Consider the following 21,179-nt stretch of genomic DNA (forward strand, 5'->3'; position numbering starts at 1 on the left):
ATGTATAAATCTCTTCTTTTTTGTTTAAAAATTTTTGTCTTCCTTATTTTAGTAGGTTGCGGGATTACTGCTTATATAATATACCACTATTCACGTGATTTGCCTGATTACTCACAGCTTGCACGTTATTATCCGCCGTCGGTAACGCGTATTTATTCCCGTGACGGCAAATTAATTGAGGAGTACGCTTTTGAACGTCGTGTATTTGTACCGATTAATAGCGTACCGAGTTCGCTAATAGAAAGTTTTATTGCAGCTGAGGATAAGAATTTCTATAACCATCCCGGCGTTGATTTGTTTGGAATAGTTAGAGCGGCATTTTTAAACATATCTAATTATTTACATCATAGGCGTATGGAAGGAGCGTCTACCATTACTCAGCAAGTGGTTAAAAATTTTCTGCTAACTAACGAAGTTTCTCTTGAACGTAAGATTAAAGAAGCGATTCTTTCTTATATGATTTCAAGAGTATTTACTAAGGATCAAATTTTAGAATTATATCTTAATCAAACATTTTTTGGTCGTGGTGCATACGGTGTTGCGGTAGCTGCACAAAATTATTTTAATAAATCCGTAGAGGAACTTACTATTGCAGAATCAGCTTTTATTGCGGCACTGCCTAAAGCCCCTTCCGAACTTAATCCTGAGAGAAACTATGCTAGAGTAAAAGCTCGTCGTGATTACGTAATAGCACGTATGTTTGAAGATGGTTATATAACAAGAGACGCTGCGAAAGAAGCTATGGATAACCCGATAGTTTTACGTAAACGAGCTAAGGAAGAAACTGTTATGGCAGATTATTATGCTGCACAGGTCAGAGAAGAAGTAATTAGGATGTTAAATAGTAAGGAAGAATTTTATACCGGAGGTCTTACTATCATTACTTCTTTAGATGCAAAGATGCAGCAATTAGCTGAAAACTCTCTAAGAAAAGGTCTAAGGGAGTTTGATAGAAGGCGTGGTTTTAGAAAGCCTATAGCTAATATTTCTCTTGATAATTGGCAAGGAGAACTAAAAAAACTACCGACTCCTCCATCGCTTTTAGAGTATAAATTAGCTGTAGTTCTAGATGTAGCCGATAATCATGTAGAGATTGGACTTATAGACGGCAGCAAATCTAAGATGCCTATTGCTGAAATGAAATGGGCAAGAAGTAATCTTAAATCAGTTAAGACCTTGCTTAAAAAAGGTGATGTGATAGTGGTTGAGGCTATAAAAGAGGGGTATGCTCTTCGTCAGATTCCTGAAGTAAACGGTGCTATTATGGTTATGAACCCAAATACCGGACAGGTACTTGCAAGCGTTGGCGGTTATGATTTTTCCACAAGTAAATTTGATAGAGTAACTCAAGCACTGCGTCAACCCGGTTCTTTGAGTAAAACCTTTGTTTATTTAGCAGCTCTTGAAAACGGTGTTAAGCCGAATCAGATTTTTAATGATGGACCTATTGAGATTTCACAAGGTCCAGGGATGCCTAGTTGGCGTCCTAAAAATTATGAGGGTAAGTTTTTAGGTGAAATCACTATGCGTACTGGTCTTGAAAAATCTCGTAATCTTATAACCGTAAGAGTTGCAACTGCCGTAGGACTTACAAAAATCGTTGATATAATTAAGCGTTTCGGTATTAATAATGAACCAAAAAAAGTTTACTCTATGGTACTTGGTTCAATTGAAACCACACTTAGCAGAATGACTAATGCTTATGCAATTATTGCTAACGGCGGTAAAAAAGTTGAGCCTCATTTTGTAGAATTAATTAAAGATCGTAACGGTAAAATTATTTATAGGCGAGATGATAGAGAATGTCTTGCTTGTAATGTTTCGGATAGTAATTTAGATACCGCAATATTAGAAATACCGAAAGAATATATCTATAGAGTTACGGATGAAGCTAGTGATTATCAAATTACTTCGTTTTTAACCGGAGCAATAGATAGAGGTACCGGTTATGCTGCGAAGAAGTTAGGGAAAATTATCGGCGGAAAAACCGGTACTAGTAACGATAGTAAAGATACATGGTTTGTAGGTTTTACACCCAAAATAGTAGTCGGCAGTTATGTGGGTTATGATACACCGAAAGAGCTTGGAAAAAGAGCAACAGGCTCAAACGTAGTATTACCGATTTTTATTGATTTTATGAGTAATGCTTATAAGGATAAGCCATCGCTGCCTTTCAAAGTTCCAGATTCAATTAAGCTAATCGCCGTAGATAGAGCAACTGGTAAAATTACACCAAGCGGTACTGTTATAGAAGCATTTAAAGTAAATAATGTTCAGATGCTTGAGAATGAATATATGATTGATAATCAAGATAATAATGATATTTTTGATTATGTACCGAGTAAGGAAGATCAATCGCAGGAAATTTACTAAACTGTATAATTAGTTTAAGCCGATATCATTCCCTGTTCTCTATGTCATGCAACAAAACCACCTATTTTTATTTTAACCTATGAAAAAAATTATTTTATATCTCACTGCCCTAATATCACTTACTATAACTTTTATAACTCAAGCGGATTGTTTTTTAGTTAATGAAAATTATAAAACAAGAAGGTAATTGTGAGTCTCGTTATGCTCCATGCTCAACATTTAAAATTGCTATAAGTTTAATGGGTTATGATGATGGGTTTTTAATTGATGAAACTCATCCAAAATTACCTGTTAAAGCAGGATATGCTGACTATCTTGAAGTTTGGAAACATGTAAAAGTTGAGATTATATCTTATATTTAGTAAAATAAATTAATTATTAAATGGAGATGAAAAATGAACTTAAATCAAAAAATAATAAAGCCAAAAATAGGGTTACTAGAACTAGCTAAGAGTCTTGGTAGCATATCATCAGCATGTAAAGCGATGGGCTATAGTAGAGATAGTTATTACAGATTTAAAGCACTGTATGAAACTGGTGGCGAAGAGGCATTATATGAAATTAGTCGAAGAAAGCCAATAATAGCGAATAGAGTTGATCCAGCGATAGAGAAAGCAGTAATGGATATGGCAATAGAATATCCAGCATATGGTCAGCTAAGAGTATCAAATGAGCTTAAGAAGAGCGGTATACTTGTATCGCCTGGAGGAGTGCGATCAATTTGGTTACGTAATGATTTAAACAATATCAGTAAAAGGCTTAAAGCATTAGAAGCAAAGATGGCTCAGGATGGTATTGTTCTTACTGAATCTCAATTACAAGTGCTAGAGGAGCGTCGTAATGAAAGAGAAGCTCATGGAGAAACTGAGACGCAGCATCCAGGTTATCTAGGATGTCAGGATACGTATTATGTAGGTAATTTCAAAGGTATAGGTAAGGTTTATTCTCAGGTATTTATTGATAGCTATACTAGGGTAGCTGATGCTAAACTATATACTGATAAAACAGCTTTAACTGCTGCTGATATGCTTAATGACCGCGTGTTACCATGGTACGAGACCCAAGGGATACCAATACTTCGTATTCTTACAGATCGTGGGTCAGAATATAAGGGGAATATAGAGCATCATGCTTTTGAGTTGTTTCTAAGTATCGAAGGTATAGAGCATACTACAACTAAGGCATATTCTCCCCAAACAAATGGTATGTGTGAGCGTTTTAATAAAACCATGAAACAAGAATTCTTTGATACAGCTATGCGGAAAAAGATTTATACAGATCTTGATGATTTACAATTAGATCTTGATATTTGGTTAGAGCATTTCAATAATGAGCGACCACATTCAGGAAAATATTGTTATGGAAAAACTCCTATGCAAACTTTTAAGGATAGTAGAAAATTAGCTGTTGAAAAGAATAATGAAATCTTGTATCTTGAATACGTCTCTGACAGTCAAAATTTAACTGACAATCAGGTGCAAAATTTATAGTGTCTGTAAGATCAAATCTTGACTTCTACATGCGAGTATACCATAAACTGAGCTGGCGGAGAGAGGGGGATTCGAACCCCCGACACGTTGCCGTGAACACGCTTTCCAGGTGTGCGCCTTAAACCACTCGGCCATCTCTCCCAAATTTTTAGCATTGCCTGTATGGCTTCCTATGTCATTCTCACAAGGTATTGATGTTGTTGCATAGAGTAAAAAGCCTACTCGATATCATCCCAGCGGAAGCGAGGATCCCAAAAAATAAACCTATAAAAACAAGTTTTTTATAGGTTTTACTGGATTCCCGGTTTCTCGCGGGAATGACATAAAACAATCTATGCCACAAAGCCTTTAGTCGCTTGCAATGACGACTCGGGTATCCATACGACAAAGCTAAGACTTATTCTGAGAAAAAATATTATTAGCTTCTTCTAGCTCATTTTTATTATTAACACCAACAATTAAATCATGATCAGTAGATAATAAATATGAAACTTTTTCACCGTGATTTTTACATATTTTTACTATTTCAGTTAAATAAACTTCCTTATGACCGTTAGTATTAGTAGCAAATAAAGGTAAGTATTTATTTAAAATTTCGCTACTGAAAGCCATAATACCTGAATTACAAAGCTTTATGTTTTTCTCTTCTGCACTTGCATTTTTATGTTCGATTATCTCTAAAAATTCACCATTTTTATCAGTAGATATTCTCCCATATTGAACCGGATTTGCTCTCTCAAAGCTTAAAGTCACTAATGCAGAATTAGTAAGGCTTAAATAAGCTATTAATTCATGCATAAGTTTTGGAGTAATAAGAGGATGATCAGCGTATAAAACTAATATTGTTTTATTTTTATTAATTAAATCTATGGCTGCATAAGTAGCATGAGCTGTGCCTTTAGGTTCTGCTTGCAGTACAAAGCGACACATATTTTCATAGGGCATTAAATGTTTTTTAAGTTCTTCTGAATACACTATAATTACATCATTTGTAACGTTAAGCGAATTCTTTAATACCGTTTCAAGCATTGGAACTCCACCGACTTTATGCATTACTTTCGGTAAATCGGACTCCATTCTAGTACCTTTACCGGCTGCTAAAATAATTATTTGATAATTTGCATCGTTATAAGTCATGGTTCTCCTTGTATTATTTCGTAAACATCATCAGATAACTCATAATTCCCAAAAACTTTTTGCACATCATCGCTTTTTTCTAAAACTTCCACAAGCTTTAGTAATTTTTCGGCTTTTTCCTTATCATCTATAATTATTGTATTTAATGGGATCCAGCCTATATACGAATCTTCAGGTATGCCGTATTTGCCAGTTAAAAATTCTAGAACTTTAGAGAAATTTTCAATATCCGTATAGATTGTATGGGTGGTATCATCGGATATAATATCATGCCCCCCGGCTTCTATGACTGCCTCTAAAACATCTTCATTAGATGCTATATTTATTGGATACTGAATAACTCCGCAATGGTTGAATAAATAATTGACACTACCGGTTTCGCCTAAACTCCCACCATATTTAGTAAAACTAGAGCGTACTTCTGCAGCAGTGCGGTTTTTATTATCGGTTAAAGCTTCAACTATTATAGCAATACCATTCTGTGCATAACCTTCATATCTAATTTCCGTATAATTTTCGTTATTAGAAGAATCATTAGCACTATTAAGAGCTTTATCTATTCTTTCTTTAGGGAGATTTTGAATACGTGCAGCGGTTAAAGCATTTCTAAGACGTGGATTATTTTCAGGGTTATTAGAAGAACCGGTTTTAGCTGCAATAACTATTTCACGAATTAATTTAGTGAAAACTTTTGCTCTTTTTGTATCTTGAGCCCCTTTACGATGCTGAATATTTTTGAACTTTGAATGACCGGCCATATTTATTTCTTTTCTTTCAAAAGTAGTATTATATACTCTGAAGTAAAATGAAAAGTAATATACGAAGATCAACTGGAAAAAGAGCAAGGAGTCTGCAAACCGAGGAGCGGAGCATATAATAAACACTCAGCATCCGAGGACTTACAAAGACGAAGTAGCTAATTTTTCAAGTTCATCGAGTATATTTTTTTTCTCCAAAAATGATTAATTAACCTTGTTTTGCTTTAAATCTTTTATTCTTTTTATTTATTACAAAAATTTTGCCTCTTCTTTTAACGATCTGACAATCTTTATCACGTTTTTTTAACGATTTTAATGAGCTAACAACTTTCATAAAATATACTTTTACATTTAATTTGGATTGATAATAAACATTTTTATTTAATCAGTCAATTAGGTTCTGTACTCTTGTAATAGAATAATCATAATTATGGCCATTTTTAGTTGCAAATTATAAGATTTTTTTGAAATATGAATAACTATTTCTGCAAAAATCTTATTAATTTTTGCTAAAAAATATCTCAAAATTATAATCATTAATCAAAAGTGTACAGGACCTAACAATTTAAAGCATTTTTAAAAAATACCATGTTTCGTGGTTTTTAACTATAAATTTAACCAATAATTACAAAGGGATCAAATTATGAATAAATATTCATTATATAACTTTACTCAAGAAACCATAAATAAAATCAAGCAAAATGGAAGAGAATGGAGTTTAAACAAACCATATTATGATGAATTTCTTGTTGAATTACCGAAATTAGTTCAAAAATTTGATCTATCTGAAATAATTACAACAGTAGATTATAGATTATCCAGGTAAACATGTATCCATATTTAATGCAGTAGGGGAGCTAGCATCATATGCTCAACTTGCTAAATGGGCTGAGAATGCTATTAAAGATGCGCAGCAAGGTGAAAATGAAAAAGCTAATAATCAATGGAAAGCTATAAAAGCAGTATTAGAGCATGCTAAAACATCAGGTATAGATTATTGTAGTTTAATAAGAGGCTGGGAAAATAATAAAGGGGCAGCACAAGGCGATCAGATACTGAAACTTCTTTTAAACAAAGTGAAACAAAATATTGACTGAAGTATAGATGAACTGAAGATAGCTAAAATCATAATAGACGAAGCAAATAAAGGAGAATACGGCTTATACGCTATTCCAAATAATTATAAAAATAATGAAAATGCAAAACATGCAGCTAACGAACATAAAAAATGGTATGAAAGCGTAATTAAAGATGATGATTTTTCAATGTTAAGCTTTAAGCTAAAGTGTGGATACAAGCTCTATATTGCAAGAAAAAGATCTAATTGATCTATCTGAGGATGATTCTACTATATCTCCAGAAATGTCAAAGGAACAAAATAATCTTAACGATCAACAACTTGCAGCTTTGGTTCATCAAGCAACTGCTCACGCTAACAGAGAGGCAATACCACATATACAACCTTCTACTAGTTCTAATAGAGGAGAGAGCGGTACAGAAGATACTATTTTAGGTATGCAAGCTAAGGATTTAGTAACATTAATTAATGCCGGAGTTCAAGCTTTAGATGGGACTACTAATCCTCAAGATGCTCAAGGTAGCACTGCTGAAGACTTTGTAACACAAGTAAGTAATCTTTTGCAAGCGACAGGAGGCGATATTAATAATTTGTTGGATATGGTACCCGATATATTAGGTAATCCTCAAAACACTAATGATGCTGCTTGGGATTTAGATTAAATCCTTACCTCTTAAATGCTATAACTTCCCTTGCTTCATAAGATAAGTTATGGTAGGATAGTTTATCTTATTGTAACTCAAGTTATTTTAGCGTTGCCGGTATGGTTTGGGAATTATGCCAAAATTGTTATTGCGAGCGACTACAAGGAGCGTGGCAATCCAGCAAAACGATAAAAAAATTCTGTAAATCAGAATTTTTTACTGGACTGCTTCGTCAATTACTCCGTAATTTTCCTCTCAATGACGTTAAAACCATACTACTCCTATTATTATCCTTTATCCTCTTCTCTAAGCCGGCTATTGCCGATCCTGAAATAGCTGAATCCTTTAAATGTTCAAAACTTTTTCCTTACTTTGAAAAAAAATTTAATATCCCATCTAATACGTTACATTCAATAGCTTTAAAAGAATCGGGGAAAAAACATACAACCCGTAAAATTAGAGTAGTATGGCCTTGGACAGTAAATGTTGAAGGAAAAGGCTATTATTTTAACACAAAAAGAGAAGCCGTAAGTTTTGTTAGAGTAGAGCTTATAAAAGGGCGAGAGAGTATTGATGTCGGATGCATGCAGATTAACTTAAGGCATCATTTAGGGGCTTTTAATTCCCTTGAACAGGCATTTGATCCAAATAATAACATTCGTTACGGTGCAGAATTTTTGCGTTCAAAATATGATCAGCTAGGGAGCTGGCACAAGGCGATAGCTTATTATCATTCGGCTACACATTCTTTAGGGTTTAAATATCAACAAGATGTAGTTAAAATAGCAAGTAATATGGCTCTTTATAAAGCATCCTTACATAGTTATCTAAATAATAATGAAGGGGCTTTAGAAGATACAATTCCAGTAAATAATAACAAAGTTCAAAAAAAATCACTTTTTAGTGGCAATAAAAGATACAGAAGTAGTATTATGATACCGGTTCCTGCTAAAATTAATTAATTCTATGAATATTAAATTAATTACATGTTTTTTAATATTAGTAAGTGCGGTAAAAGTAAATGCCGATTTTAACAATATTCAAGATAATTTTGAATATCAGGAAGAGCAATTAATAATAGAATTACCTTGGAGCGATTGTACCGAAATTCATAAATTATTAGAGGAAAAATTATCTTTTTCAGAACAACAAATAAAAAAAGAAAATAAAATTCGTGAGAAATATAAACAATTTTATTTAAAACATAATAATCCTACTAATTTTTCTATGCAATTTCTTGAGAAAAAATCTGAGACTAATGGAGTAGAAACTTTAATATCAGGTTTTTTAAAATTTTGTGAAGATAATTTTCAAACTAGTAAAAGTAAATCTAATTCCCTAAATTATTATATTAAAAAACAACAAGACCAATGGTTTAATGATATAAGAAATGAGAATTACAAAATATATTATAGAAAAAAATACGAAGATAATATCTTTAGAAATAATTAATTAAGGCAACTATATATCTTGTATAAGATAAATTGTTTCGATAATTTGTAGAAGTCAAGATTTGATCTTACAGACACTATAAATTTTGCACCTGATTGTCAGTTAAATTTTGACTGTCAGAGACGTATTCAAGATACAAGATTTCATTATTCTTTTCAACAGCTAATTTTTTACTATCCTTAAAAGTTTGCATAGGAGTTTTTCCATAACAATATTTTCCTGAATGTGGTCGCTCATTATTGAAATGCTCTAACCAAATATCAAGATCTAATTGTAAATCATCAAGATCTGTATAAATCTTTTTCCGCATAGCTGTATCAAAGAATTCTTGTTTCATGGTTTTATTAAAACGCTCACACATACCATTTGTTTGGGGAGAATATGCCTTAGTTGTAGTATGCTCTATACCTTCGATACTTAGAAACAACTCAAAAGCATGATGCTCTATATTCCCCTTATATTCTGACCCACGATCTGTAAGAATACGAAGTATTGGTATCCCTTGGGTCTCGTACCATGGTAACACGCGGTCATTAAGCATATCAGCAGCAGTTAAAGCTGTTTTATCAGTATATAGTTTAGCATCAGCTACCCTAGTATAGCTATCAATAAATACCTGAGAATAAACCTTACCTATACCTTTGAAATTACCTACATAATACGTATCCTGACATCCTAGATAACCTGGATGCTGCGTCTCAGTTTCTCCATGAGCTTCTCTTTCATTACGACGCTCCTCTAGCACTTGTAATTGAGATTCAGTAAGAACAATACCATCCTGAGCCATCTTTGCTTCTAATGCTTTAAGCCTTTTACTGATATTGTTTAAATCATTACGTAACCAAATTGATCGCACTCCTCCAGGCGATACAAGTATACCGCTCTTCTTAAGCTCATTTGATACTCTTAGCTGACCATATGCTGGATATTCTATTGCCATATCCATTACTGCTTTCTCTATCGCTGGATCAACTCTATTCGCTATTATTGGCTTTCTTCGACTAATTTCATATAATGCCTCTTCGCCACCAGTTTCATACAGTGCTTTAAATCTGTAATAACTATCTCTACTATAGCCCATCGCTTTACATGCTGATGATATGCTACCAAGACTCTTAGCTAGTTCTAGTAACCCTATTTTTGGCTTTATTATTTTTTGATTTAAGTTCATTTTTCATCTCCATTTAATAATTAATTTATTTTACTAAATGTAAGATATAATCTCAACTATTACACTTTTTAATTTTATATCTTCCTAAAGTCTAAGTAATTCTATATGTCATTCCCGCGAAAGCGGGAATGACATAAAACGAGCTATGTAACAAAGCCGGCTTGTCATCCGGTGTAGCAAAGTCCATTACTTCTGTCTTATTAATCTGCTCTGATCTCTTTTCCAGTCTTTTTCTTTAATTGACTCTCTTTTATCATGTAATTTCTTACCTTTAGCAATACCAAGTTCAACTTTCACTTTATTTTTTTTATTAAAATACATAGAAAGAGCTACTAGCGTATAGCCTTTTATTCTAATTCTACCGATAATTTTCTTTATCTCTTTAGTATGCAACAATAATTTACGCGGTCTACGAGTAGCATGATTAAATCTATTCGCTTTTTCATATTCTGCAATATGGCAGTTATACAAAAATACCTCATGTCCGGTATCTGCCGCATGACTTTCTTCTATAGACGCTTTGCCTTGACGCAGAGACCGTACTTCACTACCCTTTAATACAATACCCGCTTCTAACCTTTCTTCAATAAAATATTGAAAAAGGGCTTTCTTATTGTGTGCAATAACTTTCTTATATTCAGTCATATTTTTATAGATAGTGATGTTATGATGTTTTCAATTTGTTTTTTGGCACTATCTCTTGCTTCAGTTAATGGGGGTCTAATTTCATTTTCACATAAACCTAAATAATATGCAGCATATTTTATCGGAATCGGATTAGATTCTACAAATAATGCTGTATATAAAGGTAGTAATTTCTGATGGATTTCTAATGCTCCTTTAGTATCGTTCTTATTCCATTTTTCTAATAGCTCTTTACATATATTAGGAACAATATTAGAGGCTACAGAAGTCCACCCCACCCCACCTTGAGCGTTAAAAGCTAAGACTACTTCATCATTACCGGTTAAAATATTGAAATCCTTTTTAACTGTTGCTCTGATCCGCAATGGACGTTCTAAATCTACACCACAATCTTTTAATGCTACAATACGCGGTAGCTTGCTAAGTCTCAATATTGTCTCATCAGAAAAATCTACTCCGCTTCTAGTTGGAGCTGAATATAACATAATAGGTAGATTACACGCTTCATGCAATGCTTCAAAATGCTTATAAATCCCGTGTTGGGTAGGTTTGACATAAGATGGTGGACTAGCCATAAAACCATCTACGCCGATTTTTGTAGATTCCGCTGCAAGTGCTCTTGCATAAGTAGTATTATTTGATGAACACCCGCTTATTATAGGAATACACTTATTAACGATTTCTACGCTAGTTTGCAGTAATAATTTATATTCTTCAAAGCTTAAACTACTACTTTCTCCCGTTGAGCCTGCAATTAATACTGCATCGACTTCATGCTTTATTTGATGTTTTACAATTCTCTCTAAAGCATATAAGTCTAACTTATTATCTTTAAAAGGTGTTATAAGTGCGGTAATTAAACCTTTAAATATGTTATGCATGATTTTTTTGATTTTAATTGTTTAGCTTATTAAATCGTCATTGCGAGAAGAATTACGTAGTAATTCAACGAAGCAATCTCAGGAGTTTGTTATTATTTCATGAGATTACCACGCAGTCTACGACTGCTCGCAATGACGACTCAGTATCCATACACAGGCAATACCTCCTCGCAATGACGTTTCTTCTACTCCCTAACAACACGCCTATACTCTTCTTTCAAACGATCTGCAATTTTATGATCATCAAAAATAATCTTTTTATTGCCAAGATCTATAGAATCAATATTTTGTACCTCAATTGCCGTGCCTGTAACAAAACATCCGGTAAAATCCTTTATTTGCTCTAATTTTAAACGCTCTTCTTTTACTTCTAGACCTAAATCTTTTGCAATTTCAATAATAGTCTGTCTTGTTATACCGTTTAAAAACCTATCGGCAATTGGAGTATATAATATTTTATCTTTAACAAAGAAAATATTTGTTGTAGTGCATTCAGCAATATACCCTTCATAATCAAGTAATAATGCATCCTCATAGCCAAGAGCCTTAGCTTCTTTTTTACTCGTTATTGCCATATTATATTGAGCGGCGGATTTAGATTGTACCGGGGTGCTATCAGGCATTGCTTTACGCCAGCGGCTTACATGCAAATTTATACCTTTCTCAAAAGACCTCGGCATAGATGGAATACCGGAAATCAAAAGATTAGTAGATAAATACTGATTAGTGATATTTAGCGACTCGTCTCCGCACCAAATAAGCGGTCTTATATATGCATCCTTAATATTATTTTGTTTTATTACACGTTCATGAGCTTTTATTATCTCGTCTACATTATAAGGTACTTTCAAACCTAATGCTTCTGCTGATTTTATTAATCTTGCCGTATGTTCTTTTAGTTTAAAAACTTTGCCGTTATAAGCTCTCTCACCCTCAAATACCGATCCTGAATAATGCAGGCTATGAGTCAAAACATGAATCCTTGCAAATTGATAAGGAACTAAATCACCGTTAATCCAAACATGCCAAAAAATTTGCTCTAGTTTTACCATTGTCATTAATCTATATTTATATTAAAGTATTGTCAATCGTCATGAGCTATACGGCCGTAGTTCTCATGTCATTCCTGCGAAAGCGGGAATCCAGTAGTATTTAACGTCATCCCGCGACTTGATCGCAGGATCTCAGAACACAGCCTGCGACATAAGATCCCGTGGTCAAGCCACGGGATGACAATAGTGAAATACAATTTTTTTAAATTAAACGAGTATACATGCATACATACAAAGCACATATTTTAATCGTTGATGATGATAGCAGAATATTAGCACTTTTAAAGCAATTTTTAAATAAAAACGCGTTTTTAGTATCAACGGCAAGCTCAGTCATGGAAGCTAAAAATCTATTAAAAACTTCTAATTATGATCTAATTATTTTAGATGTTATGTTACCTGAAATAACAGGGCTTGATTTTGCTACTACTATAAGGGATGCCGGTAATAATATTCCTATAGTTATGCTTACTGCTTTATCGGAAGCCGATGACCGTGTTAAAGGACTTGAAGCCGGTGCCTCTGATTATATAACTAAACCTTTTGAACCGAGAGAATTATTACTTCGGATAAATAACTTAATCAATAATTATAATAACTTTAAAAAAGAAACGAATATAATTAAATTCGGCAATAATTTTTATAATTCCGATACAAAAGAATTTACCAAGAATAATCAAATTGTATCTCTTAGCTCTACTGAACAAAAATTACTTGAGATATTAATAAAAAATTCCGGTAAATCTACTAGTCGTTTTGAACTGTCAAAAATAATGGGAGGGCTTAGTATGCGTTCTATCGATGTACAAATTACAAGAATAAGAAGCAAAATAGAAGACAACCCAAAAGAGCCGAAATATTTAAAAACTGTGCGTAATGAGGGCTATGCACTTTATATCTAAATTATTACAGCATATTTCAAAGAGCTTCAGACAAGATGAATTTAAAAGCGAGCCTACACAGCGTATAAAAATACGTGAGCACAGACGAATCTTGAAAAATTCGCTTGTATCAAGCTCTTTGAAATATGCTTTACCAAAAACATTATTTGTACGGTTTATGTTTATTATAATCATTCCGATTTTAATAGGACAAATCGTTGCTATATTTTTGTTTTACGATCGTCATTGGTATAATGTTTCATATTATACTAGTACTATTATTATCAATGAAATAGAATCATTGATTAAAGAACATAGAAATAATTCAAGAGAGATAACCCATTTATCGGAAAATTATCTTAATTTATCTTATCAGTTTCAGCTTAATAAAAAGTTATCTATAAAACAGCCTAAATTAGGTGAACCTTTAACTATATTCAAAAATATTTTAGCTACAAAAATCCATGAAAAAAATATAGTTAAACTAAATAAGGAAAATAAAATTGAAGTATTTTTAGAATTAAAAGATGGAGTATTATATATTACTTTTCCTGCAAAGTTACTACTTAATCCTACAGTATATATATTTGTTTTATGGATTATATCTTTAACTGTTATATTACTTTCTGTTTCTATTATTTTCTCCAAAAATCAAATTAAATCAATACTCACTCTTGCGGATAGCATGGATAAATTTGGTCGAGGTGTTTTAAAAGGCAAAAATTTCAAACCTTCAGGAGCCTTAGAAATAAGAAAAGCAGGGCTTGCTTTTTTAAAAATGAAAGCTCGTATTGAAAAACAAATTACTAAAAAAACCACTATGCTTGCTATGATTTCTCATGACCTGAGAACTCCTTTAACAAGAATGAAGCTACAACTTGAATTGATGGAAGAAAGCGAAGAAATCGAAGGGTTAAAACAAGATATATTAACTATGCAGCAAATGATAAATTCTTATTTAGATTTTGCTAAAGGTGCAAGTACAGAAGAATTTGAAGACATTTTATTATTACCTTGGATGGAACGTTTTTTTAACAAATGGTCACATGTAAATATTGAATTTATAAAATCTACTAATTTAGATAAACTAGAAGTATGCATTAAGCCGCATTCTTTTGAAAGAGCCTTGTCTAATTTAATCGGTAACGCTATAAAATATGGAACTAAAATTAAGATATCCTCAAAAGATAATTCATCTACCGTAGCTATAATTATTGAGGATAACGGTCCCGGTATAGATGATACGGAAACACACCTTGTATTTAAACCGTTTTATAGATCGGATAAAGCAAGACAGCTTGATAATGTAAGTAACGTAGGGCTTGGGCTTGCTATTACTAAAGAAATAATAAACGATCATAAAGGCTCTATTTATTTAGAAGATAGCAAGGATTTAGGCGGGCTATCGGTAAGAATCGAAATACCTAAAATATGACTACCGATGTCATGCCCGTGTAGATGCCAAATCGTCATTACAAGGATAGGCAAAGCCGAGGGCGTGACAATCTCAGAAATTTTATATTGTTTCATGAGATTGCCACGCTCCTTTTAGTCGCTTGCAATGACGGAAAAATCGATCCATGCAGCAACATCTAAAATATAAAATAATGACTAACATAAAACATTTAGCAATAATAATGGACGGTAATGCTCGTTGGGCAGATCAGCATAACTTAACAAAATCTGAAGGGCATAAAGCAGGAGCCGATAAAATTCGTGAATTACTGCCTGAGTTTCTTAACCTTAACATACCTTATATAACTTTATATACTTTCTCTTCCGAAAATTGGCAACGCTCAAGCACGGAAGTAGATTTCTTAATAAAATTATTAAGTATTTATTTAAAAACCGAATTAAATAATTTACATAAAAACGGCGTTAAAATAAAAGTAATAGGTAGGCTGACTTTATTAAGTAGCTCATTGCAAAAACAAATAAATAATGCTATAGAATTAACAAAAAATAATAATAAAATAACGCTTTGTATAGCTTTTAGTTATGGAAGTCGTCAAGAAATAGTTGATGCCTGCACAAAAATTATTACAAGCGGTAAAAAAGCAGTAAGTGATAGCGATATACAACACGCTTTATATGATCCTGAAATGCCGGATGTAGATTTATTAATAAGACCGGGCGGGGTTTATCGCATCAGTAATTTCTTGCTTTGGCAAGCAGCTTATGCTGAATTATATTTCTCACCCAAATATTGGCCTGATTTTAATAAATATGATATACAAGAAGCTATAAATGATTACTCAAAAAGGAAAAGAACATTTGGTAAAAGATAAACAAAAATCAAACATATATTTAAGAATCCTGTCCGGTATAGTTTTAGTTCCGTTATTTGTCATAGCTATATTATGGTGTAAGCCTTTATTCTATATTCTAATGATATTAGTAGGTACGGGAATGTTAAGTGAATGGTATAATATGACCTACTCTTCTATTCCTGATCTATTAATCGGGCTAATTATTATTCCAATTCCTATAAGCCTATTAATATTTTTAAGTATGGAAGATACCAATAGATGGCTTATTATGCTTTATTTTTGCATAATGTGGTCGGTAGATACTTTCGCTATGATTGGTGGCAAAACTTTTAAAGGAGCAAAACTTGCTCCGAAACTTAGTCCTAACAAAACCTGGAGCGGTTTAGTGACGGGAGTATTATCAGCAGGTTTAGTTGCGGTATTAGTTAGTTTTATACCAAACTTTCATATTGAAAATTACTATTTTTCAAATAAAATTTATTTGTTTATAATTAGTTGTATATTAGCATTAATAGCTCAATTAAGTGATTTATTTATTTCATATTTTAAGCGAAAATTTAATATTAAAGATAGCGGTCATATAATACCCGGTCATGGAGGAGTGCTAGACAGATTTGATAGTATTATTTTAACCGCTCTGATATTATTTCTTATGAATATATATTGATGATAATACATTTAAATAATCATTCTAAAAAAATAATTTTAAATATCTTTTTAGCTTTACTGCTTGGATATTTTGTTTTTCATTGCATATATGGTAACAAAGGGATTATTGCATATTTAAAAGTAAATAGGCAGCTTGAAAAAGCTTATGATGAACTAAAAGGCTTACGAGCAGAAAGAGTAGAACTTGAGCATAACGTCAAATTACTTCGAACGGAATCTCTAAATAAAGATATGTTAGAAGAACAAGCAAAGAAAGTTTTAGGAGTAGCTGCTCCAAATGAGCAGGTGTTTAATCACCAATAACAAAACTTTGTTGTCATCCCGCGACTTGATCGCGGGATCCAGTCTTTTTTAATTTTTTTTTGATACCGTGGTCAAGCCACGGTATGACACAGAACGCGTTTTTCGATCCGCACAACAACATTATTGATTCAAAGGAATTAAAAATCATTTATGACTATAAAAATTTATCAAAACGACCTACCTAATAATTTTAAACTTGAAGGAGATCTAGCTATAGATACCGAGACAATGGGACTAAATCTACATAGAGATAAACTATGTTTGCTACAATTTAGTAACGGCAATGGTGAAGCTCATCTTGTTCATTTTACAAATCAAGATTATACAGCTCCTAATGTCAAAGCATTATTACTAGATAAAACTAGATGTAAGATATTTCATTTTGCTAGATTTGATCTAGCATCCATAAAAAAATATTTAAGTATAGATTTAGAAAATATCTTTTGTACTAAAATATCTTCAAAACTAGTTAGAACTTATACCGATAGTCATGGGCTTAAGGATTTGTGCCGAGAATTGCTTAATATAAATATTTCAAAACAACAACAATCTTCCTATTGGGGTGCAGATAATTTATCTTCAGAACAAAAAGAATATGCAGCAAAAGATGTGCTTTATTTGCATCAGTTAAAAGATATTTTACAAAAAATGCTACTTAAAGAAAATAGGTATGAACTTGCCCAAGATATTTTCCGTTTTTTACCGATAAGAGCTAATTTAGACCTTATCGGTTGGAATGAAATCGATATTTTCATGCATTAATTTATTAATACCATTTATTGATTTCAGGTATAAAATCAGGCGCACTACTTAATAGTCTATCTGTAATAAATTTTAATTAATAATTGAAGATTTTTGCAGAAATAGCAGTTCCTATTTCAAAAAAATCTTATAATTTACAGCAAAAAAAATTAAATTACCGGTTAAAATTTATTACAGACAGTCTATTAGTAGCTAATTGATTTTTTTAAATTACTGAGCCTACAATAGACTTATTGCATAATGTAGCTAATAAGGAAGAATTTGAAGAAAACACGGAAACACTTGCCACCGCAGCGTACATAAAAATACGTAAGGATGTGAGTACCGGATTGACATACAAATTTTACCCTTAGACGCAAGTTATACAAAAAGTTTAATTAATTAGTAACTAAAAGGGAATCTTTATGACTAATAGAAAAAAAATAGACGTGCTAGATTCAGAGTCAGATTTAAATCTAAGTCTAGATAGTATAGCAAACCTCTGTTATCCTAGGATAATAACTTGTGAAACAGAAGAAGACACTTTAAGTATTGATGGCGGTGTTTTTGCCGCATTTTGGTAGGCAACCAATTATATAATAGATAAAGTATTAATGCTAATAAACAATATTTACTATTACCTTAGAGAAGGGGCATTATGACACTTCATCTTATCAGAGTTATAAGGGTGCTTCAAAAAGGTACTTACCATAATAATTGCAGTAATTTTATAAATGAGACGAAGCAGCATTATGACGCTTCATTAGATAAACATAAGGAGGTAGTTTTAGGTCATACTACTACTTTTTTTTGGGTTAGTATGGTGGTAATACAATAAAAGTATACTAGGTGTCATACTGCGGCTTGACCACGGTATTTAAAAACAACTTAAAGTACTAATAATTTTAGTATTTTAAACTAGATCCCACGATCAAGTCGCGGGATGACAGATTCAAAAAATAATATACTTCTGATAAATGAAAAGTAGATAGACGCAGTTTAATTTGGAAAGAGCAAGGAATCTGTAAGCCGAGGAGCGGAGCATATACTTAATACGTGAGCATCCGAAGACTTACCAAACGACGTAGCCAATTTTCCAAATTAAACGAGTATATTCACAATTTTACGAGGAACGAGGATAATCTTCTTCGGCTCTTTCCCTTCTAAGCACTTTTGTACCTTTGGCAGACTGACGGTAACTTGCTTTATTTCATCTTCACTTACGGAAGTTTTAAACTCATAGGTATCACGGAGTTTGCCGTTAACCTGCACTGCCATAATATATGTATCTAACTCTAGCATTGATTCATCAAATGCAGGAAAAGACAAATTATATAATCGCTCTTTATTGCCAAGCTTTTGCCAAATTTCTTCCGTAATATGCGGGATAAAAGGATTTAGTAGCTGTACTAAAACATTAAAGCCATGCCTTACGATTTTAACATCAATTTTATCTTTGGATATTTCAGCAGATATAGCATTAGAAAGCTCGCGCATACGTGCTATTGCTCTGTTTAGGGCAAAATGCTTTATATCTTCGGCGACGTGCTTTATTGTAAAATGTACTAACCTATTAAGCTCTTTATTAACCTCGCTATTCACATCATCTTTTAGAGAATCTATCGCCTTAAACATATACTCAAGCTTATTAATAAAACGTGAGCAGCCTTCAATACCGCTTGCCGACCATTCTAGATCTTTCTCAGGCGGACTATCGGACAGTACAAAAAGCCTAATAGCATCTGCCCCATATTGCTCTTGCATTGTCTCAAGATCGATTAGATTCTTTTTAGACTTACTCATCTTTTCAATGCGTCCCTGCACTACTCTATTATTGCTTTCTTTATGAAAAAATTCATTACCCTTTTTAACTACTTCTTCAGGATATAACCAATTATTATGTTCATCTTTGTAAGTGGCATGCAGCACCATACCTTGAGTAAATAGCCCTTTAAAAGGTTCTCGAACGCTTACGTAATTCTGTTCGTTCATTACTTTTGTGAAAAACCTTGCATATAATAAATGCATTACCGCATGTTCAATGCCGCCTATATATTTATCGACCGGTAGCCAGTAATCACACGCTTTTTTATCAGTCATCTCTGTAGCATTGCTATTGCAATATCTCGTAAAATACCAAGATGATTCAAAAAATGTATCAAAAGTATCGGTTTCACGCACAGCCGGCTTATCGCATTTCGGACAATTAACATGTTTCCAACTAGGATGATGATCAAGCGGATTACCGTGACCGTCAAAATTGACATCATCAGGTAAAGTAACGGGTAAGTCTTTGTAAGGTACGGGCACTATGCCACAAATTTCGCAGTGAATCATAGGAATAGGACATCCCCAAAAGCGCTGCCTTGAAATCCCCCAATCTTTTAGACGATAATTTACGCTGCGTTTACCTATGCCTAGTTTCTCAAATTCTCCGATGACTTCTTGTTTTGCTTCGTTACTAGTTAAGCCGTTTAGAACATCCGAATTAATTAAAATTCCATCTTCCGTATAAGCGGTCTTTTGTACATCCATATCTGCTTTAATTACTTGTTTAATAGATAAATTCATTTTAACAGCTAATTCATGGTCACATTCGTCATGAGCAGGGCAACCAAATATTGCACCAGTGCCATAATCCATTAGCACAAAATTAGTAATAATAACCGGTAAAACTATATTTGAATCGAAAGGATGAGTAACAAAAAGACCGGTAAATACACCTTCCTTTTCAGCCTTTTCTAGTTCGCTACTTCTTGTAATATGCGAGCATTGAGTTATAAAAGCGAGTATTTCAGGTGTTTTAGAAACTAACCGCTCTATTATCGGATGATTAAAGGCAATTCCTATAAAGCTAGCACCAAAAATGGTTTCAGGTTTGGTTGAGAATACTTCTATAGTAGTCTCTTCATTATCCTTAATTTTGAAATGAAAATTAGCACCTATCGATTTACCTATCCATTTCTCTTGCATAGACCGAACAGCTTCAGGCCACTCTTTTAAATTCTGAATTTCGTTTAATAATTCTTCAGCATAATCGGTAATTTTTAAGAACCATTGCTTTAAATAACGTTTTGCAACTATTGCACCTGAACGCCAACCACGCCCGTCTACAACTTGTTCATTCGCAAGCACGGTATTATCAACCGGATCCCAATTAACAAATGATGCTTTTTGATAAGCAAGATTTCGTTCATAAAGCTCTAAAAAGAATTTCTGCTCATGTTTATAATACTCAGGATCGCAACTATTTATCTCTCTAGACCAATCATAAGAAAAGCCCATAGATTTTAGCTGCTTTTTCATATTCTTGATATTAGAATATGTCCATTTTTTTGGGTGAGAATTATTTTTTATTGCGGCATTTTCGGCAGGTAGCCCGAAAGCATCCCAGCCCATCGGATGAAGCACATTAAAACCTTGCATAGTCATAAACCTTGCAATAACATCACCTATAGAATAGTTGCGTACGTGACCTACATGGATTTTACCGGAAGGATAAGGCAGCATTTCAAGTACGTAATATTTTGGCTTGCTACTCGCGTTTGATACCTCAAAAGCTTTTTCTTCTTGCCAAATGTACTGCCATTTTTGTTCTATTTGGTTCATATTTTTTTAATTTATATACTGCATT

At 33.0% G+C, this 21,179-nt stretch carries 23 protein-coding genes and 1 tRNA gene; 15 read left to right on the plus strand and 9 right to left on the minus strand.

All coding sequences use genetic code 11. From position 1 onward, the window contains the following. The 3 genes from RPR_RS05515 (at nucleotide 1) to RPR_RS05525 (ending at nucleotide 3,863) form a co-directional block, all read left to right on the plus strand. Nucleotides 1-2,373 carry a penicillin-binding protein 1A gene (locus tag RPR_RS05515; RefSeq protein ID WP_012736878.1) on the plus strand — a complete coding sequence of 791 codons (2,373 nt, stop codon included), beginning with the start codon at nucleotides 1-3 and terminating at the stop codon, nucleotides 2,371-2,373. Between the two features lie 239 nt (nucleotides 2,374-2,612). Continuing rightward, nucleotides 2,613-2,735: a hypothetical protein gene (locus RPR_RS09780; protein WP_343230978.1), complete on the plus strand. Its 123-nt coding sequence runs from the start codon at nucleotides 2,613-2,615 to the stop codon at nucleotides 2,733-2,735. A gap of 33 nt (nucleotides 2,736-2,768) precedes the next feature. Beyond that, on the plus strand, nucleotides 2,769-3,863 hold the full coding sequence (locus RPR_RS05525) for an IS481-like element ISRpe1 family transposase (protein WP_012736483.1): 1,095 nt from the start codon (nucleotides 2,769-2,771) through the stop codon (nucleotides 3,861-3,863). Between the two features lie 53 nt (nucleotides 3,864-3,916). Here RPR_RS05525 and RPR_RS05530 read toward each other — a convergent pair. The 4 genes from RPR_RS05530 to ykgO form a co-directional block, all read right to left on the minus strand. After that, nucleotides 3,917-4,004, minus strand: a tRNA-Ser gene (locus tag RPR_RS05530). Between the two features lie 249 nt (nucleotides 4,005-4,253). Beyond that, nucleotides 4,254-5,000: a sugar phosphate nucleotidyltransferase gene (locus RPR_RS05535; protein WP_012736879.1), complete on the minus strand. Its 747-nt coding sequence runs from the start codon at nucleotides 4,998-5,000 to the stop codon at nucleotides 4,254-4,256. Further along, nucleotides 4,997-5,758, minus strand: coding sequence for a YebC/PmpR family DNA-binding transcriptional regulator (locus RPR_RS05540; RefSeq protein WP_012736880.1), 762 nt, complete (start codon nucleotides 5,756-5,758; stop codon nucleotides 4,997-4,999). Before RPR_RS05540 ends, RPR_RS05535 begins: the two co-directional genes overlap by 4 nt. Before the next feature lie 208 nt (nucleotides 5,759-5,966). Beyond that, nucleotides 5,967-6,092: a type B 50S ribosomal protein L36 gene (gene ykgO / locus RPR_RS05550; RefSeq protein ID WP_004998227.1), complete on the minus strand. Its 126-nt coding sequence runs from the start codon at nucleotides 6,090-6,092 to the stop codon at nucleotides 5,967-5,969. A 309-nt stretch (nucleotides 6,093-6,401) separates the two neighbouring features. Here ykgO and RPR_RS09785 point away from each other — a divergent pair, with 309 nt between their 5' ends. The 4 genes from RPR_RS09785 to RPR_RS05575 all read left to right on the plus strand — a co-directional run bounded on the left by RPR_RS09785 (nucleotide 6,402) and on the right by RPR_RS05575 (nucleotide 8,932). Next, nucleotides 6,402-6,584: a hypothetical protein gene (locus tag RPR_RS09785; protein WP_012736881.1), complete on the plus strand. Its 183-nt coding sequence runs from the start codon at nucleotides 6,402-6,404 to the stop codon at nucleotides 6,582-6,584. Nucleotides 6,585-7,045: 461 nt separating this feature from the next. Beyond that, on the plus strand, nucleotides 7,046-7,498 hold the full coding sequence (locus RPR_RS05565) for a hypothetical protein (protein WP_012736882.1): 453 nt from the start codon (nucleotides 7,046-7,048) through the stop codon (nucleotides 7,496-7,498). A gap of 101 nt (nucleotides 7,499-7,599) precedes the next feature. Continuing rightward, the gene (locus RPR_RS05570) at nucleotides 7,600-8,442 is read left to right on the plus strand and encodes a lytic transglycosylase domain-containing protein (protein ID WP_012736883.1); all 843 of its coding nucleotides are present in this window, start codon (nucleotides 7,600-7,602) and stop codon (nucleotides 8,440-8,442) included. Nucleotides 8,443-8,446: 4 nt separating this feature from the next. Continuing rightward, complete coding sequence (locus RPR_RS05575) at nucleotides 8,447-8,932, plus strand: DUF2532 domain-containing protein (RefSeq protein WP_012719801.1); 486 nt, start codon at nucleotides 8,447-8,449, stop codon at nucleotides 8,930-8,932. A gap of 76 nt (nucleotides 8,933-9,008) precedes the next feature. Here RPR_RS05575 and RPR_RS05580 read toward each other — a convergent pair whose 3' ends face one another. The 4 genes from RPR_RS05580 to RPR_RS05595 form a co-directional block, all read right to left on the minus strand. Next, entirely contained in the window at nucleotides 9,009-10,103 is a 1,095-nt protein-coding gene (locus RPR_RS05580; protein WP_012736747.1) for an IS481-like element ISRpe1 family transposase, read from the minus strand. Between the two features lie 186 nt (nucleotides 10,104-10,289). Beyond that, nucleotides 10,290-10,748: an SsrA-binding protein SmpB gene (smpB, locus tag RPR_RS05585; RefSeq protein ID WP_012736884.1), complete on the minus strand. Its 459-nt coding sequence runs from the start codon at nucleotides 10,746-10,748 to the stop codon at nucleotides 10,290-10,292. Further along, on the minus strand, nucleotides 10,745-11,629 hold the full coding sequence (dapA, locus tag RPR_RS05590) for a 4-hydroxy-tetrahydrodipicolinate synthase (protein WP_012736885.1): 885 nt from the start codon (nucleotides 11,627-11,629) through the stop codon (nucleotides 10,745-10,747). The genes smpB and dapA overlap by 4 nt, the downstream gene beginning before the upstream one ends. A 185-nt stretch (nucleotides 11,630-11,814) precedes the next feature. Continuing rightward, nucleotides 11,815-12,687: a branched-chain amino acid transaminase gene (locus tag RPR_RS05595; RefSeq protein WP_012736886.1), complete on the minus strand. Its 873-nt coding sequence runs from the start codon at nucleotides 12,685-12,687 to the stop codon at nucleotides 11,815-11,817. 215 nt (nucleotides 12,688-12,902) lie between these two features. On the opposite strand from RPR_RS05595, the gene RPR_RS05600 reads away from it, so the two are divergent. The 8 genes from RPR_RS05600 to RPR_RS05635 all read left to right on the plus strand — a co-directional run bounded on the left by RPR_RS05600 (nucleotide 12,903) and on the right by RPR_RS05635 (nucleotide 18,383). Continuing rightward, nucleotides 12,903-13,583: a response regulator transcription factor gene (locus tag RPR_RS05600; RefSeq protein WP_012736887.1), complete on the plus strand. Its 681-nt coding sequence runs from the start codon at nucleotides 12,903-12,905 to the stop codon at nucleotides 13,581-13,583. Further along, nucleotides 13,567-14,997: a palindromic element RPE3 domain-containing protein gene (locus RPR_RS05605; RefSeq protein WP_187145782.1), complete on the plus strand. Its 1,431-nt coding sequence runs from the start codon at nucleotides 13,567-13,569 to the stop codon at nucleotides 14,995-14,997. Before RPR_RS05600 ends, RPR_RS05605 begins: the two co-directional genes overlap by 17 nt. Before the next feature lie 145 nt (nucleotides 14,998-15,142). Next, nucleotides 15,143-15,850, plus strand: a complete 708-nt coding sequence (gene uppS / locus RPR_RS05610; RefSeq protein ID WP_010977222.1) for a polyprenyl diphosphate synthase — start codon at nucleotides 15,143-15,145, stop codon at nucleotides 15,848-15,850. Continuing rightward, on the plus strand, nucleotides 15,810-16,499 hold the full coding sequence (locus tag RPR_RS05615) for a phosphatidate cytidylyltransferase (protein ID WP_012736889.1): 690 nt from the start codon (nucleotides 15,810-15,812) through the stop codon (nucleotides 16,497-16,499). Before uppS ends, RPR_RS05615 begins: the two co-directional genes overlap by 41 nt. Next, complete coding sequence (locus tag RPR_RS05620) at nucleotides 16,499-16,804, plus strand: FtsB family cell division protein (RefSeq protein ID WP_012150781.1); 306 nt, start codon at nucleotides 16,499-16,501, stop codon at nucleotides 16,802-16,804. The genes RPR_RS05615 and RPR_RS05620 overlap by 1 nt, the downstream gene beginning before the upstream one ends. A gap of 150 nt (nucleotides 16,805-16,954) precedes the next feature. Continuing rightward, entirely contained in the window at nucleotides 16,955-17,566 is a 612-nt protein-coding gene (locus RPR_RS05625; RefSeq protein ID WP_004995765.1) for a ribonuclease D, read from the plus strand. A 404-nt stretch (nucleotides 17,567-17,970) separates the two neighbouring features. After that, on the plus strand, nucleotides 17,971-18,129 hold the full coding sequence (locus tag RPR_RS08645; protein WP_010977220.1) for a hypothetical protein: 159 nt from the start codon (nucleotides 17,971-17,973) through the stop codon (nucleotides 18,127-18,129). A 74-nt stretch (nucleotides 18,130-18,203) separates the two neighbouring features. Next, nucleotides 18,204-18,383, plus strand: coding sequence for a hypothetical protein (locus tag RPR_RS05635; protein WP_085065722.1), 180 nt, complete (start codon nucleotides 18,204-18,206; stop codon nucleotides 18,381-18,383). Nucleotides 18,384-18,646: 263 nt separating this feature from the next. Here the strand turns inward: RPR_RS05635 and leuS are convergent, their stop codons facing one another. Next, nucleotides 18,647-21,154, minus strand: coding sequence for a leucine--tRNA ligase (leuS, locus tag RPR_RS05640; RefSeq protein WP_012736890.1), 2,508 nt, complete (start codon nucleotides 21,152-21,154; stop codon nucleotides 18,647-18,649). Nucleotides 21,155-21,179 lie beyond the last annotated feature (25 nt).

Source organism: Rickettsia peacockii str. Rustic (genome assembly GCF_000021525.1).
Classification (GTDB): domain Bacteria; phylum Pseudomonadota; class Alphaproteobacteria; order Rickettsiales; family Rickettsiaceae; genus Rickettsia; species Rickettsia rickettsii.